This window comes from Planctomycetota bacterium, from assembly GCA_018242585.1.
In the GTDB taxonomy this organism is placed as follows: Bacteria; Planctomycetota; Planctomycetia; order Pirellulales; family PNKZ01; genus JAFEBQ01.
This window is the reverse complement of sequence record JAFEBQ010000029.1, coordinates 15,284-31,009: the sequence shown is the minus strand read 5'-3', so window position 1 is coordinate 31,009 and position 15,726 is coordinate 15,284. Positions and strand designations below refer to the sequence as shown.

Annotated in this window: 11 protein-coding genes and 3 pseudogenes; 7 read left to right on the top strand and 7 right to left on the bottom strand. The window is 61.5% G+C overall.

Annotated elements, in window-relative coordinates; translation table 11 throughout:
- Positions 1-240 precede the first annotated feature (240 nt).
- Positions 241-963, top strand: coding sequence for a hypothetical protein (locus JSS27_14890; protein MBS0210229.1), 723 nt, complete (start codon positions 241-243; stop codon positions 961-963).
- Between the two features lie 10 nt (positions 964-973).
- Here the strand turns inward: JSS27_14890 and JSS27_14885 are convergent, their stop codons facing one another.
- The 3 genes from JSS27_14885 to JSS27_14875 all read right to left on the bottom strand — a co-directional run bounded on the left by JSS27_14885 (position 974) and on the right by JSS27_14875 (position 6,212).
- A complete protein-coding gene (locus JSS27_14885) occupies positions 974-3,193 on the bottom strand; it encodes an HlyD family efflux transporter periplasmic adaptor subunit (protein ID MBS0210228.1) in 2,220 nt (739 codons plus the stop codon).
- A gap of 47 nt (positions 3,194-3,240) precedes the next feature.
- Positions 3,241-4,122, bottom strand: a complete 882-nt coding sequence (locus JSS27_14880; protein ID MBS0210227.1) for an efflux RND transporter periplasmic adaptor subunit — start codon at positions 4,120-4,122, stop codon at positions 3,241-3,243.
- Between the two features lie 74 nt (positions 4,123-4,196).
- The gene (locus JSS27_14875) at positions 4,197-6,212 is read right to left on the bottom strand and encodes an HlyD family efflux transporter periplasmic adaptor subunit (protein ID MBS0210226.1); all 2,016 of its coding nucleotides are present in this window, start codon (positions 6,210-6,212) and stop codon (positions 4,197-4,199) included.
- 229 nt (positions 6,213-6,441) lie between these two features.
- Here JSS27_14875 and JSS27_14870 point away from each other — a divergent pair, with 229 nt between their 5' ends.
- On the top strand, positions 6,442-8,496 hold the full coding sequence (locus JSS27_14870) for a TolC family protein (GenBank protein MBS0210225.1): 2,055 nt from the start codon (positions 6,442-6,444) through the stop codon (positions 8,494-8,496).
- A gap of 232 nt (positions 8,497-8,728) precedes the next feature.
- Here the strand turns inward: JSS27_14870 and JSS27_14865 are convergent, their stop codons facing one another.
- The 4 genes and pseudogenes from JSS27_14865 to JSS27_14850 all read right to left on the bottom strand — a co-directional run bounded on the left by JSS27_14865 (position 8,729) and on the right by JSS27_14850 (position 10,980).
- Positions 8,729-9,097 carry a hypothetical protein gene (locus tag JSS27_14865; GenBank protein MBS0210224.1) on the bottom strand — a complete coding sequence of 123 codons (369 nt, stop codon included), beginning with the start codon at positions 9,095-9,097 and terminating at the stop codon, positions 8,729-8,731.
- A gap of 4 nt (positions 9,098-9,101) precedes the next feature.
- Positions 9,102-9,640: pseudogene (locus JSS27_14860) on the bottom strand (hypothetical protein).
- Between the two features lie 2 nt (positions 9,641-9,642).
- Positions 9,643-9,840, bottom strand: a pseudogene (locus tag JSS27_14855) (plasmid pRiA4b ORF-3 family protein).
- A 54-nt stretch (positions 9,841-9,894) separates the two neighbouring features.
- On the bottom strand, positions 9,895-10,980 hold the full coding sequence (locus JSS27_14850; GenBank protein MBS0210223.1) for an NADH:flavin oxidoreductase/NADH oxidase: 1,086 nt from the start codon (positions 10,978-10,980) through the stop codon (positions 9,895-9,897).
- A gap of 99 nt (positions 10,981-11,079) precedes the next feature.
- Here JSS27_14850 and JSS27_14845 point away from each other — a divergent pair, with 99 nt between their 5' ends.
- From JSS27_14845 to JSS27_14825, 5 genes and pseudogenes are all read left to right on the top strand, one after another.
- Complete coding sequence (locus JSS27_14845; protein MBS0210222.1) at positions 11,080-11,316, top strand: helix-turn-helix transcriptional regulator; 237 nt, start codon at positions 11,080-11,082, stop codon at positions 11,314-11,316.
- Positions 11,213-11,512: a plasmid pRiA4b ORF-3 family protein gene (locus JSS27_14840; protein ID MBS0210221.1), complete on the top strand. Its 300-nt coding sequence runs from the start codon at positions 11,213-11,215 to the stop codon at positions 11,510-11,512. The genes JSS27_14845 and JSS27_14840 overlap by 104 nt, the downstream gene beginning before the upstream one ends.
- 208 nt (positions 11,513-11,720) lie before the next feature.
- Positions 11,721-13,127, top strand: a complete 1,407-nt coding sequence (locus tag JSS27_14835) for a Gfo/Idh/MocA family oxidoreductase (protein ID MBS0210220.1) — start codon at positions 11,721-11,723, stop codon at positions 13,125-13,127.
- A gap of 19 nt (positions 13,128-13,146) precedes the next feature.
- Positions 13,147-14,151, top strand: coding sequence for an aldolase (locus JSS27_14830; GenBank protein MBS0210219.1), 1,005 nt, complete (start codon positions 13,147-13,149; stop codon positions 14,149-14,151).
- A gap of 157 nt (positions 14,152-14,308) precedes the next feature.
- A pseudogene (locus tag JSS27_14825) lies at positions 14,309-15,724 on the top strand (hypothetical protein).
- Positions 15,725-15,726 lie beyond the last annotated feature (2 nt).

Here is a 15,726-nt window from a genome sequence, read left to right as displayed (position 1 = left end):
GCGTTCCGGTTGTGCCCAAGTGACCGGTTCTGCCAGCCAAACCGACGGTACCGCTTATTCCAAGGCCAACGAAAACATTGCTAATAGGCCGCCGAATAATCGATAGCCACCTTAGTCAACGGATGTAACGATTAGTCTGAATCGAGCCTGATCGGTATGGCCGCAACATCGACATCTCGCCTGCGACGCCTCCTCCTTAGTCTCGCGCTGGCGAGACTGCTCGGGGCGCCGATCGGCCTCTTGGCGCCGGCCTACACCGTCGCCGGCGCGGAACCGGCGGGTGACGCTTCCTCATCGATCAGGTTTCAAGTCTCCGAACCGCTCCCCGTCGAGCACAAGGCAACGCCGCCGCACGTGCTGCGCGTTCCCGACCGCGTGACGCCACCGGCGGCCAGCGCCGAGGTTCAACCACGCACGACGATCCGCATCGCCCAGGTGCCCGCGATAGCTCCGCCCCAATTGCCCGCGGCAGCGCAGCCCAAAACCGGACGCACCGAAAGTTCACTCCCCCTCAAGCCGAGTTGGGCGTTGATACCCAGCCAGGATTTGTCGATCGATATCCGGCCCACCGCGGGCGAGTTGCCCCCCAACGCCGCCGCCGCCATCCTCGGCCAGCCAGAATATGGCCGCTTGACTCGCGGCTGGAATAACACCGTGTTTACCTGGGAACCTCCCGGAGTTTGTCATCGGCCGGTCTACTTCGAACAGGTCAATGTCGAACGCTATGGCTACACGGCGGGAGTGCTGCAGCCGGGCATCTCGGCGGCGCATTTCTTCCTGACCATCCCCTTGTTGCCTTACAAGGTCGGAGCGCAGCCGCGGCGCGAGTGTGTGTACACGTTGGGCTACTACCGGCCTGGCAGCCGCGTCCCCTATCAGCGCGAGCGACTGCCCATCAGCGTCCGGGGCTTGTTGTTCGAAACCGCCACGGTCACGGGCATTGTCTTCTTTGTGCCGCCGTAATCGCCTGCGGCTACCGAATGAAGCGGAAGGTGCTGGTCAGGAATCGCCACAGCCGGCTGATGAGCGGCTGCTTGTCGACCGAGATCTTGGTCCAGCCCGTCGCGCCGAGTCGCGCACGATGGGGAGATTCGTCGAGCGACACGCGGGCCTGGTAATGTGTCTCCAAGGGGCGGTGCATGCCTTGGGAGTCAACGCGAGTCGGCAACTCACCTCCGGCGGCAAGCTCGCGCGGAGCGACGCGCAGCTCGACCTCGGCCAGCTCGCTGATCGTCCCTTCCAGAAACTCGCCCGGGAATTCGTCCAGGCGAAGCTTCACGCGCTGGCCAACTCGCATGAACTCGATCTGACTCTGTTCAATCGCCACCGTCGCCTGCAGGCGTTGTGGATCTCCGACCAGACAGAACAAATCGCCGGTCTTCAACCACATGCCGGTGTTTTGCTCGTCCAAGGGAGTGCCAGCGTGCGCCGGCAATTCTTCCCTCGGCAAGCCGCGCGCTGGCCCAGGCTGGGGCATGACCACGCCGGCGACGGGGGCCGAGAGCAGCAACCGCTGTTCGTCCAGCAGCCGCAAGCGCAGGCGCTCGTCAAGTTCTTCGAGCACTTTCTCGGCCACGGGAATGGCATCGGCCGCAGTTGGATCTTGGATCGCCTGACTGCGCAAGTGCGCCAGTCGCAACCGCTGGACACGGCATTCCCCTTCCAATTGGGCAACTTGCCGACGCAGCTCCAAGTTTTCGGTGCGGGCTAGGGCGTCGCCCGGCTTGACGATGGCCCCCTCCAAGACATGCTCGCTCACCTTGCCATCCACCAAGGCGTAAACGCGGCGCGCGTCTTTGGCTTCCATGACCGCCGGCCCTTCGACGGTGCGCGGCAGCGGCAGCAGCAAGATTCCCGCCAGCAACAGCGCTAAACCACCGCCACGCAGCATGGCCATCGGGCCGTTGACTTCGACGTTTCTCGTCGGATTGCTGGCAAAGCGCCAAGCACGCCACATCGGGACGCACAACATGATTCCAACGACAAACGAGCCAAGACTATCGACGATCACCGCCAGCCCATACGGATCGGCGGCCCTGCGCAGCAGCCACAATGCCGCCAGCACCACGAACCAACGATAGCCCGTCGCCAGGATGGCGTAGCCCATCAGCCAGCCGCGCCCACGCTCGGGCAAGGCCCGGTCGGCGACCAGTTCCACGCCTAGGAACCAGCGGGCCAGGTTTTGCCTGAGTACAGCGTGAGCCTGATCGGCAAGGTTTGGCAATTCAATCAGATCGGCGAGCACGTAGTAACCGTCGTACCGCATCAAGGGATTGCCGTTCAAGAACAGCGTTCCCACCGAGCAGACGACGACGAGATTCAGACACAGCGTATTCAGCAGGCCCGGCTCGCTCGACCACCACAGCAACGCGCAAATCGCGGCCAGCAGCACCTCAAGAAAAATGCCCGCAGCGCCGATCGCCGCGCGCGGCCACTTGCCGGGCAGCATCCAGGCGTCGGACACATCGCAATACAGGCACGGAGTAAAGACGAAGCACATCGCGCCCAATTCATGACACTCGCCGCCGAAATGTCGACAGACCAGGGCATGGGCCAGTTCATGGAGCACCTTGGAAACGATGACCGCCGCCGCCAGCCAGGGCAGGTTGCCAGGCGTCAGAAATGCATTCAAATCGCCAATGCGCGCGACAAACGAGTCAAATCGCAGGGCGGTGAGCAGCGCCGCCACGCCCACCAACAAGATCGACGCCACCGCGAAGCCGCGCGAGAACATCCAGCGGCACTTCGGATATAGCCAAGCGAGGAGCGGCTCGGGATCGAGCCCCCGGAAGCGAATCACCAACGGAGACGACAAACGCTGCAACCAATCTTGTCGGCGTCGCCGCTGATGGCTTTCGAGCAACACGTCCCCTTGCGCACTGGCCTGGCTGATGATCAGACCTTGCGCATGGAGCGAGCCGAGAAATGCTTGGAGCTGAGGAACCGTCAGGCGGCATGGAGCGTATTGCTCTTCAAAGCGCCGACAAATGTCGTCCAAGCTCGCCGACCCGTCGAGCCAATTGAGAATCTGATATTCTTCGTCGCGAAGCTGATAGTAACGCAGCGCTAACGGGTCTTTGACGGTCCAGTGCTTGCGCCGCGCAAATTCGAGCGGCCGCGTGACCAGATCAGGCCGCATCCGCAGTCCCAGCGGCCGGCTCGTTGCTCGTGGTGCGAAAGAACTGGCTGACATCAAAGCCTCTGCCGGGCGTTACCTTGCGACGGCGCGATGGTTGAACATTACGGCTTGCGCGACGCGCCAATGACGAGCGACGCCCTCATGCCAGGACGCAAAAGTTGATCGCGATTCTCGACCTCCGCCCACACGCGCACCTGACCGTTGACGGGATTGATCTCGGGACTGACGAAAACCAAGACGCCCGTGAACTCGGCACCCGCGCGACCGGGCAGATTGGCCACCAGCGTCACTGGCGCGCCCACCAGATGGTCGGTCAAATCGTTGGCCGCGAGAAATCCTTCGACCCGCAAGCGGTCAATACGGACCAGTCGCACCACCGTCATGCCTGGCTCGACCCATTCTCCCTGTCGTTTCTTGATTTCGACCACGACGCCTGCCGCCAAGGCTTTAATCTGACAGCGCTCGACGTTATGCCGAGCGGTTTCATATTCCACTTCCTTCTGCTTGACGGTCAGTTTCGCCAACGCTTGCTCGTGCGCCGCCTGTTGGCTTTCGAGCTCGGCTTTTTCCACCACCAACCGCAGCCGGTCCAACTCGGTCTGGGAAATGCTCTTGCTGTACTTCTCGACCGAATCTGTCGATCGTTTCAACTCGGCACGGGCCACTTCGGCCGACTTGGCCGCAAACAACGCCTTGACCTCGTTGTTGGCTTCGCGCCGGGCAATATCAAGTTCGGTTTGCACCCTTCGGGCCAGCAGCACGGCAAGCTGATCGTCAATGCGCGCGAGCGTGGCGCCGGCTTCGACGCATTGCCCCTCGCGGACGTCAATCTCCATCAGCACGCCGGCTTCCTTAGCCGCTACGTCCACTTGCTCGATCAGCGTCACCAGCGCCGCGTCCACGCGCAATTCGCCGGCCCACGCGGCCTCGTTGCCGCACATGAGAGCGGCGAGGAACAACTGACAGAGGTTCTTATTCAGCATCGATCTTTCCTCATGATCTGACCGGCAGCATCGCGCTGGGCCAGAACTCTTGTCCACACGGCGCCCAGCGGCCCTCAAAACAACAGCCAAGACTGCACGGCGTGGATCAGCTCGTGGAACCACACGTAGCCAAGCGCGCGGCGGCCACAATGGATCTTGGCGATCACTGTCGCCCCGGGACGGCGACACTCGGCGGACAGTTGTTCCCGGTCGATATCGGCGGTCACCAGCACGAAGGCTTCGTCCTTGTCGTCGGTGGCGGTCGACATGGCGATGTGAGCCACGTCGCCTTGGTACGTCGTGGCTGGGTCGGTGGCCACCACGAACTTGACCGCCAACGGAGTCGACTGTTGACCTTGCGCGGCAACCACCGGGCCGACGTCCCGGTCGGCAAGCCGTACTTCCAGCACCCACGGTCCCTCGGTACGCGCCACGGTCAGCAGCGTTTGACCGCGGGCCACGGGCCGAGCGCTCAACAATCGCTCCACGTCCCAGGTGACGACAATTCCGTCGAGCGGGGCGCGCACCTGCAGTTCCGCCTGCTGCTCGCGGAGAATCTTATGTTCGGCCTCCAGACTGCGGAGGCGTTCTTTAAGCTCTTCCTCCTCGGCCGTCATCTGATTGTCGCGATCACGTCCCTTTTCCACCGTGCCACCGACCAGCCGCGCGGCCTGAATGCCTTCGAGTCGCTTGCGCGCCGTCGAGATTTCTCCCAGCACGCGGCTGAACTCGACATCCAACTCCGGCTTGCGGAGCGTCACCAATGCCTGACCAGCGGCGACCTGGTCGCCGTGGCCGACATCGACGCGATCAACCACGCCATCCGCGGGCGCAAAGAGATCGCGGCGCTGACGTGGTTGAAGTGAGCCTCGCGCTTCCAACTCGAAGTCCGCCGGCACCACGGCCAGCACGACAGTAAGCGCCGCCACGGCCGCCAATCCCCAGGCCAGACGAGGCAGCCCCTTGGCCCTGCAGTACCAGGTCGCACGGCTGAGCGCTTCGAGCGCGCGCACGAACGGCACCGCCTCGTGCGCCAGCGCGTTCCGCAAGGCCAGCCCCCCGTGCTGACAAATCACCTCGATTCGCCGCGCGGTCGCCTCGTCGATCGAGCCGGCGCTGAACTGCTCGACGACCAAGGCGCCAATGGCCGCGGCGCGCCGGTCAGCTGACGCCGCATCTGCGGGGCCAGTCAGTGGTTGGATCAAGAGCGCTCGGGCGTGCGATTCGTCGACGTAGGACTGCAGCGGAGCCTCGATCTGCGGCGGGAGCGCCGTGGTGTCGCCGGCGTAACTCAAGGGTTCCCCTTGGGCGAGCGCCGCCCCCGCAAGTTGCTCCAGCGTACGCACGGCGTTAGCCCGCCGATCGAAGGTATCCAGGCCGCTGGTCGCGGCGAGGCGGCAACCTTTGTCGGCGGCGATCACGACGCTCAAGCGATCGACGCCGACCAGGTCTCGGCCTTCGTTGGCAAGCGTGTACGCAGTCGCTTGCGAGTCAAGGCTGCGATGAATCTTCTCGACGAACTGCTCGAACTTCGTGGCGATGGCCGCTCGGGCACGAAATTGTCGCCATTCGTGATGGCGATGAAAGTCGGCGGCCAACTCGGCCAAGAGCGTCAACAAGCGCAGATTGCCTTGCGACGCCGCGAGAGAAATCTGACTGCGCTGCAGTATTTCGAGGACGGCCGCGGCACGCCCCTCGACCATCACGGGACACAGCACGCGCAGCGCGTCGCAGGGCGCCACTCGCGAAGCTTCGGAAGCTGGCACAGGCGTCAGCAATCGAGGTTGGCCCCCCTTTGCCACCTCTTCGACAGCCACGAGATGAGCACGGCGAGCCTCGGAATCGGCGCCGGCCAGGGGCGTGTCCAAGTTGAGCTGCGCCACCAGGTCAGGCGTGCGCCCATCAGCTAGCAGCCAAACCGCTCCCCCCTGCGCGGCCAGGGCGGCCACCGAGCGTTGAATCAACTCGGCATAGAACGATGTCGGGGGGACATCCGTTTTTGATAACTTCGCCAGCTCGGCGATCAATTGATCGATTTCGTCCAACATCACGTCAGCTAGGGAATCCAGGCTCACCGGGTTGGCACTCATAAACGTCGATTATATCCACGCTTAGAGCGCTTTTCTCGCGTGGGATTTTGGACATGCGCGGGCTTTCCGCACGAGTTTAACGATTACATCGACATTAACGGATGTATTGCCCCCCCATCTGCCGATAGAGGGGGAGTATTACTAAATGTTTAGTTTCCCTTCGATCGCCGTGGGCCCTGGAAAGCCGTCTGACCGGCCGAAACATGGTGCGGTAACGGACCATCAATTCATGCCCCGAAACGACTCGGTTGCCGCCGTGTTGCTAGCAATCGCCTTGTCGGCGATCGGGGGTTGCCTTGCGCAAAAAAAGACGACGCCGTTCGCCGATGACACCGCCCATTATCAACGCGTGGCGACGGAAATCGACTATCCCAATGTCAGCACGCCCGCGCGCGTCGATCTGTTGGATACTCCCCGCCCGAACTCGCTGTCGAACCAACTGCCGCCTCGTTTTCGCGAACTCACTCTCAACGAGGCCGTTCAATCAGCGCTGGCCAACGCGCAGGTGATTCGTGATCTGGGCGGCACGCTGATTCGCTCGCCCGATACGGCCCAGACGGTCTATGGCGCCGCCGTGACCGAGACCGATCCGCGTTTCGGCGTGGACGCCGCGTTGGCCGCCTTTGACGCCCAGTATTCGACGACGTTGTTCTACGAAGACAATCATCGCGCGTTCAACAACTCGTTTTTTGGCGGCGGTACGCGGCTGCTCAAGCAAGAAGCGCTGGTCTATCAGAGCCAGATCGCCAAGACCATCGCGACGGGCGGCAAGGTCGCCTTTCGACACAACACCGATTACGACGCCAACAACGCGCCTGGCAACGAGTTCCCCAGCGCCTGGAATACGAACTTCGAGGCCGAAGTCCGCCAGCCGCTGGCGCAGGGTTCGGGAGTGCAATACAACCGGATCGCCGGCCCGACCGGCGTGCCTGGTATTTTCAACGGCGTGATGCTGGCTCGGTTGCGAACCGATGTCAGCCTGACCGAGTTCGAAGCCGCCACGCGCACGCTGCTTAGCGACGTGGAGAACGCCTATTGGGATCTCTACTTCGCCTATCGCGATTTGGACGCCAAGGTTCTGGCTCGCAACACGGCCTTGGAAACCTGGCGGCGCGTCAACTCGTTGAACGCGACCGGACGCGTGGGTGGCGAAGCGGAAAAGGAAGCGCACGCCCGCGAACAGTACTTTCGTTTCGAAGAGGAAGTGCAAAACGCCTTGGCTGGCATTGCGGTGGATGGCACGCGCACGAACAACGGCACCAGCGGCGGCACTTTCCGCGGTCAGGGTGGCTTGCAGACGACCGAACGAAGATTGCGGCTCCTGATTGGGCTGCCGATCAGCGACGGCGAAGTGCTCCGTCCGATCGACGAACCCAGGATGGCTGACGTCGTTTTCGACTGGACTGACGTGATGACCGAAGCCTTGGGACGTCGCGTCGAGTTGCGCCGGCAGCGCTGGTTGGTCAAACGCCGCGAGTTGGAACTTGCCGCCAGTCGCAACTTCCTCAGACCCCAGTTCGACATGGTGGGACGTTATCGCATGCGCGGCTTCGGACAAAACCTGATCGGCGGCTCGACGGCGGATTTCGACAATGCCTGGGGGAACCTGGCCACTGGCCAGTTTCAGGAATACCAGGCGGGCGCGGAGTTTTCGATGCCGCTGGGCTTCCGCAAGGGGCACGCCATGGTCCGCAACGCCGAGTTGAATCTGCGCCGCGAGATGGCCCTTTTGCGAGAATTGGAAAGACAAGTCGTCCACGATATCAGCGCCGCGATGGCCGAAAAGGATCGCGCCTACCTCGTGGTGCAAACCGTCTTCAACCGACGCCACGCCGCGCTGCAGCAACTGCGGGCGGCTCAAGTGGCCTTCGACGCCGACCAAGTGCCGCTCGATCTGGTGCTCGAATCGCAACGCATCGCGGCCGACGCCAGCTCGCGTTTCTATCGAGCCTTGATCGAATACACGCTGTCACTCAAGAATATGCAATTGGAAAAGGGATCGTTGCTGGATTACAACGGCGTGCAACTGTCCGAAGCGCCTTGGGCCGACAAAGCGTATCGCGACGCGGCACGTCGCGACTCGCTGCGAGCGCCGGTGGGTGCGCTCAGCTATATCCTCACCAAGCCGCCGGTCGTGACAGTTCCCAAGGGGCCTCTCGGGGCTGCCGCGCCTGCGCCAGAGCCATCCCAAACCGCCCCGCCGCCATTCGCCGCGCCTCAGCCTTCCGGCGAATTCGTGCCACCACCCTCGGGCCAATTGCCAGTCCCCGCCACTCAACCCTAAGCCGAGCGCCGCGCGAAGAGGGGTCGGGGCAAGGCGAAGCGCCGACGATCGGCTGGACGGGCGACCGGAAGGTCGTTATTCGTACCCGCCGACGGAAGCCGGTTCGTGACATTCCGTGCATGAAGCGGGTGCTGCAGGAACAGCAAAGCCACTCTCTGTGTTGTGATAGGTGACTCGCTCGATGAACCCGGTCATATTTTCAGGCATGGGCACATTCAAGGATGACGGCAATTCAGTGGCGGGCCTTCGACAGCTGCGTTTCTGCCTTCTTCGCCACAAACTCCGAGTCGTTGCCCTGGTGGAAGAAGATCATCCCGTGAAGTTCCTCGCCTTTGATGATGGCCCAACCACGCCCCTGGGCCGGGTCCATTTCGTCGTTACCGTCCCAGGTCCATTCAATCACTGGCTCCCCGTCCCTCGTTGTGAGGCGGCAATCCATCTGCCCGTGGACGTAGCCGAAATGGAACTCGCCCTGGTCCTTGTTCCCAAACTTGATGTAGCCCACTTCCTCTTCGTCAATGAAGTCTTGCTCCCAGGCGCTCATCGAGACAATCCGCCAGCGGCCTTTGAAGGGGTTCGGTTTAGGTTTGGCTTTCTCCATCGTGCTACCCCACGTCGTCCTCGTCCTGTGACGGCTGCGGTCGTTCGGGGATGTAAGGGATCAGTCCTTGGCGAAGCGCCTCTTCCTGAATCTCTCGTTTCAAGAACCGGGCATCCAAGATGAAACCATTCACTTGGATCATCCAGGCCATTGGGTTCTGGTCTATGCGGCTGCGAAGCGACCACTCCGGGTCCATCGGCCTGATCTTCAGCATTTTGCGGATCAGCATCGACTTGCCTTGCCGGTGCTTTCGCCGACGCCGAACGCCTTGTCGATGGCCGTCAGTTTCAGGTGGGGCTTCTGGCTACGGTCATCGAGGAAGTTGACACAGCCAATCGTCCGCACGATGCCGCAGGCCCAGGTGTTCGGCCTGCCGCTGACCAATGGGGACGGTCGTTTGCGGCCCAGCTTCTCGGTCAGGCGGCGACAGAGTTCGGCGTATTCTTCGTTCAGATGTTCACGGCAGAAGGCGTCCACCAGACCGCCGATTTCCTCGACGGCTTGTTGCTTGGCTTCGTCCGGGTCTGGCTTGCGTTGTGGCATGGCTACCTCATGTTCCTCCAATCCGGCAACCCCTTCTTCATTTCCTTCGTGGCCTTCTTCGAGTCGAACGCCTCGGGGTCAAAGGAACCGCCGATCCACTCCAACATGCCCTTGTGATCTTCGTACTTCGAATTGCGGATGACTTCGAGAAACTCGGCGTAGCCCCAAGGCCCGCCGCAATCTTCCGGTGGGCATGCTCGGGGCGCACTTCGTAATGGGCACGCTCGATGCGTTCATGGTCGCTGTCCTCCTGCTTATCTCGCCTTTACCGCACGGGCGTATTGCACTGGCAGGATCATGGCGGCTTTTTCATCGCCGAGCTTCAAGGCAGCGTGGTACGGCCAATATGGGTCACGCAGCATCTCCCTTGCCAGCGTCACGAGGTCGGTGTGTTGATCTCGCACTGCTTCTTCGGCCTGCTGTGGGTCGGTAATCATCCAGCCTACAGCGGTCGGTACGCCCGCCTCACGACGGATGCGGCTGGTTATCGGAATCATGAACCCCGGTCCCCATGGAACCTGGGAGATGTCCGGTGTGATGAACCCTTGGCTCACGTCCAGGAGGTCAAGCCCCGCGACTTTCAACCGGCGAACCAGTTCAATGGACTCCTCCACAGTCACTCCACCTTCGATCCAGTCCGTCACCGACAACCGGATCGTCAAAGGGAGGCGTTCCGGCCAAACCTTGCGGACGGCGGCGAACGTGTCCTGCAAGAAGCGAATGCGGTTGTCGAAACTGCCCCCATAGTTGTCAGTGCGATGGTTGGCGAGCGGCGAATAGAATTCGTGAGCGAGGTAGCCGTGGGCGAAGTGCAATTCCAGCCATTCAAACCCTGCCGCTAATGCCCGTTTTGCTGCGGCGACGAAGGCATTCTGGATGCGGCTAATATCCTCGACCGTCATCTCCCGTGGCACTTTCGGCAGGTTGCTGCCGAACGCCACAGCAGACGGAGCGATGGTTTCCCAACCGCCCATGTCCGAGCCGATGTGGTCATCGCCTTCCCACGGCTTGTTGGCGCTGGCCTTTCGTCCCGCATGAGCGATCTGGATTCCAGGAACAGCCCCGTGCTGCTTGAGGAACCCTGCGATCTTGGTGAAGGCCTGAACGTGATCGTCCAGGTAGATGCCGCTGTCCGCAGGGCTGATGCGACCTTCGGGCGTCACCGCCGTTGCTTCTACGATTACAAGGCCAGCACCGCCGACTGCACGGGAGCCGAGATGGACGAAGTGCCAGTCGTTCGGGAAACCGTTGTCCGAGGAATACTGGCACATCGGCGAGACGGCGATACGGTTCCGCAGCACGACATCCTTGATCCGAAACTCGCTGAATAGGCTCGCCATTTCGCACCTCCCTCTCAATCCAGCCCTGAATTCGCTGCGCGGAAATGATAGAATGTACTCATCAACAGGCCAAGTACGCAAAAAATGTTGGGTGCTTACATGCGAGTAAGTATGGCAAGCAACGAAGCCATGACAGACTACCACTGCCCGGTCGAGGCCACACTTGACGTGATCGGCGGAAAATGGAAGGTCATGATCCTGTTTCATCTGTCCCACGACGGCACACATCGCTTTGCCGAATTGCGGCGGAAGATTCCCGGCGTCAGCGACCGGATGCTGGACGAACAGCCACCTTCACGATTTCGAGATCAAAGGAAAACGCTACGGAGATCTTGAACTAATCGACGATGGCTTCGAGGATTTTGAGTGCGTCGATTCGACCTGGACGAAGCTCAGAGACATCCTTCCCAAAAAAGGGAAACGCCTCCGGTTCAAATACGAGTACGATTTCAGCGATGGCTGGGAACACAAAATTCTGTTCGAGGGTTGCCACCCATCCGCGTTGTTAACCAGCAGCACGATGTTGCAGTGAGTTTCTCGCGCGGACGACCGCTTGGCTGGGGTCGATGCCATCGCGTCGCTATAACACCGGCGCGGTTGCCCCGGGTGGAAAGACGAATTAGAATGGAGCGGCACACATCGCCCCGTTTCCGAGATTGCCCGATCGGCAAGGCGCTTCCAAAGTGAAGTTGTCTGCTCGACTCCTGTGTACCGGTCGTCGCCGTCAAGGATTCTGCCCCATGTCGCATTCCCCTCGCTCGGCTGTGGCGCGACGCTGTTCGCGCCGCGATGTGCTTCGTGCTGCTGCCCTCTCGGTAGCCGGCTTTGCGGCGCCCACGGTTCTGACTCGCCACGCCATCGGGCGGCAGGCGCCGTCCAATCGTATCACCTTGGGGGTCATCGGTTGTGGGCATCAAAGCACGCGCGTCATTCCGGCCTTTCTGGCGTGCAATGACGCCGAGATAGTCGCCGTCTGCGATGTCAACAAAGGTGGAACCGGCTACTACCACCCTGGGCAATTTCTTGGCCGCGACGCGGCGCGCCAGTGGGTCGATTTCCATCATGCCCAGAAGCATCAGACCAGCATCGTAAGCCGGTGCGCAGCGTATTCCGACTTTCGCGAGTTGATCGCGCGCGACGACATCGACGCGGTCGTCATCATCGTGCCGGACCATTGGCATGCTCTCATCGCCATTGCCGCGATGCGCGCGGGGAAAGATGTCTATTGCGAGAAGCCGCTCGCGCTGACCATCGAGCAGGGAAGAAAGATCGTGACAGTCGCCCGCCAGGAAGGCCGGGTTTTTCAGGTGGGGGCCCAATTCCGGTCCAGTCCCGCCGTCCGCCATGCTTGCGAGTTGGTGCGAAACGGTCGCCTTGGTGAGATTCGACGCGTTCGCACCTGGGTCGATGCCAACAGCTTCGAGGGTCCCGGCCCTGGCTGGCAACCGCAACCCATCCCCAACGGTTTCGACTATGAGATGTGGCTCGGACCTGCCCCCGAGGTCCCCTTCCACGCGGAGAGATGTTTCTTTCGGTGGCGATACATCCTCGATTACTCGAACGGGCAAACGACTAACTTCGGCGCCCACACAAATGACATTGCGCAATGGGCGCTCGGCTTCGACGGAACGACGCCCGTTGAATTCGAAGACGCGGGCTCGGAGTTTCTGCCGCCGGGGAGCCTGTTCACCACGGCTTCAAAGACGGCATTTCGGGCACGCTATGCCACCGGTCTGGAACTGCTCTGTGAAACTAGAAAGTCATCGGGAACGAAGTTCGAAGGAACTGAAGGGGCCTTGGAAATTACGCTCGGTGGGTCGCTCAAGACGTACCCCGAGAATTTGAAGGATTCCGTGATCGGCCCGAATGAAATCCACCTGCCGATGAGCAACCCGGAGCACCATGTTCACGTCCGAAACGACGTCGACACGGATCACGCGGCAAACTTCTTGGCCGCCGTGAAATCGCGTCGCGACCCGATCCAACCGGTCGAAACCGGGCATTCGACGGCCAGTCTTTGCATCTTGGGCAATGCGGCGCAGGTGCTGAAGCGGAAGTTCACTTGGGATCCAGCGCTAGAACGAAGCTCCGATTCCGAGGTTAATGCGTTTCTGTCGCGCCCGTTGCGCGCCCCTTGGACCCTCTAACTTCGAGCTTCGAACGATTATGTTGCACGAACTCGCCAAACCAATCTCGTCGCAGCGACAGTTGCCGAGTCCTCTCTCGGTCAGCCGGCTGCTGCTGTTCCTAAGCGTTCTCATCGGCATCGCTCGGCCGGCCGAAGACGTCGTCGCCGACGAAGTCGCCGCGGCTCCCAAACGGATCAATCGATTCATTGAATTGATGGAATCGAACAAGCCGGCCTTCGGCATTTTTTCGTCAAACGTCTCGCTCCGCGCCGGGGCTGCGATCTCCGGCAGCAAGCTCGACTTCGTCATCGTCGATATGGAGCATTCTCCGTACGATCCCACGAGGCTCGAAAGCTATCTCGCCGGCATGACCGCGAAGGCGGACGTCTTGAAATCCGGTCTACAAGTTCAAACCGTTCCGCTCATTCGCGTGCCGGCCGCCGGTCGCGAGCAACTTCAGTTCGTCATCAAGCAGGTGCTTGATCTTGGTCCGCTCGGCGTCGTCGTCCCTCATGTCGACACTGCCGAAGACGCACGCGCCATGGTGCAAGCTTGTCGTTTTCCGCAGCTTAAGACGGCGTCTGATTTTGAACCGCAGGGCAAGCGAGGCGTCGGCTACGGCTGGGCGGCGCGGCAATGGGGACTGTCGGGGGGCGAGTATGCCCAACGGGCAGACCTTTGGCCGTTGGACACGCACGGAGAACTGCTGCTGTGGGTGATGATCGAAAGCGAATCGGCCGTCAAGAATATTCGTGCCATTGCCGGCACGCCGGGTATTAGCGGATTGTTCATCGGGCCTTCCGATCTGGCATTCTCGCTGGGCGTGCCGTTGGGCGATCCGGCCGTTGAAGAGGCCATCGCTTCAATCGTCGCCGCCGCAAAGGAGGCCGATGTTCCGCTCGGCACACTGTGCGGCGGCGGCGAGGTCGAGAAACGTCTTGCTCAAGGCTTTCGTTTCCTCGCCGTCGGCAGCGACGGCGGCGTCTCGGCCAGCGTACAAGAGGCGGTAAAAAGGGGACGCTCGTTCAAACAAAAACCATGACATGCCTGATACATTGTCGCATTGTCTGATTCCACTCAAGTTGCACCGCTTTCGAGGTATGTCCGTGCGCCTTTTCACATCGCTTGCCGTCTCGGTCGCCTTACTCTTGGGTGCAAACCTCGCTTCGTTCGCCGCCGAACTCAATCCGATCCAAGTAGAAAACGCCCAGCCCGGCGCCGACGATTGGCAGCTCACGCGCGTGCGGCTCGACTCGCGCGACGGCACGCGATCGCCTTGGATCGAAGGCTACTGTTCGAAGCAAAGCGTCGCCGCCGGCGAGACGATCGACATCTTCGTCTCGACCAATCCACCGGTAAAGTTCAACATTGAAATCTTCCGCACCGGCTACTATGACGGCAAAGGGGCGAGGCTGATGAAGCAGATCGGCCCGCTCGAAGGAGCGGTGCAGCCGACGCCGCAGCCCGGCGAAAAGAATCTGCACGAGTGCCGTTGGCGAGCCTCGACGCAAATCACAATCCCCGCCGACTGGCTTAGCGGCGTCTATCTTGGTCGGCTCACGACGTTGCCTGCATTGCCCGACGAGCCGTATTGGCAAAGCTACGTGATCTTCATCGTGCGTGACGACCGCCCCGCCGACATTCTCTTTCAATGCTCCGACAACACTTGGCAGGCGTACAATAAGTGGCCGACGAATTTTTCGCTCTACACGCATCCCAAAGGCGGCCAAGGTCCGTGGGCCGACGTGAGCTTCGACCGCCCCTACGGCCGCCAATCGCAGTTCTCTGGCATCGTCAACGATCCGCTTTCGGTCGGCTCCGGCGAGTTTCTCTCGTTCGAGCAGCCGCTCAGCTATTTTCTGGAGCAGCATGGTTACGACGTCGCCTATTGCTCCAATAGCGACATGCTTACTCCCGAGCGCGGGCTTAAGTGCAAGGCGTTCATCAGCGTCGGCCACGATGAGTATTGGGACATTCGGCAGTTCCACAGCGTTGAGAAGCTGCGCGACGGCGGCGTGAATCTGCTGTTCCTTTCGGGCAACGCCGTCTGCTGGGTCACGCCGTTTCGCGCCGGATTCGACGGCAGGCCCAATCGCATCATCTTCCGCGGCGGACCGTACGGGGGCGATCAACCGTATGCCAATGATCGCAACCAGAAGAATGGTCCGTTTCCCGAGCGCGGCCCTGACGAAGGCTTGCTGATGGGCGCCCGCAACACGCGCCCGATCAACGGCGGCGGCGATTGGACGGTGACGAAGGCGGATCATTGGATATTTGACGGCACCGGGGTAAAGCCGGGCGACCGCATCCCCGGCCTCGTCGGCTGGGAATATCACGGCGGCCCGGCCGATTTGCCGGGCCTGGACATCGTCGCGTCGGGCAATGCGTGGGTCGGCGGCGTCACTCGCTCCACGTGGGCCGCGACGATCTATCCCGGCCCGAAAGACAACTTCGTCTTCAACGCGGCGACGATCTTCTGGTGTCAAGACCTAAGCATGCCGCCCGGCCACACCCTCCCCTGGTCGCACTGGAGCCGGCCGCACGGCCCGGATGCTCGCGTGCAAAGGATCACTCACAATTTACTGGAGCGCGCCAAGTGTCCGCGCGGAGGTTAGGA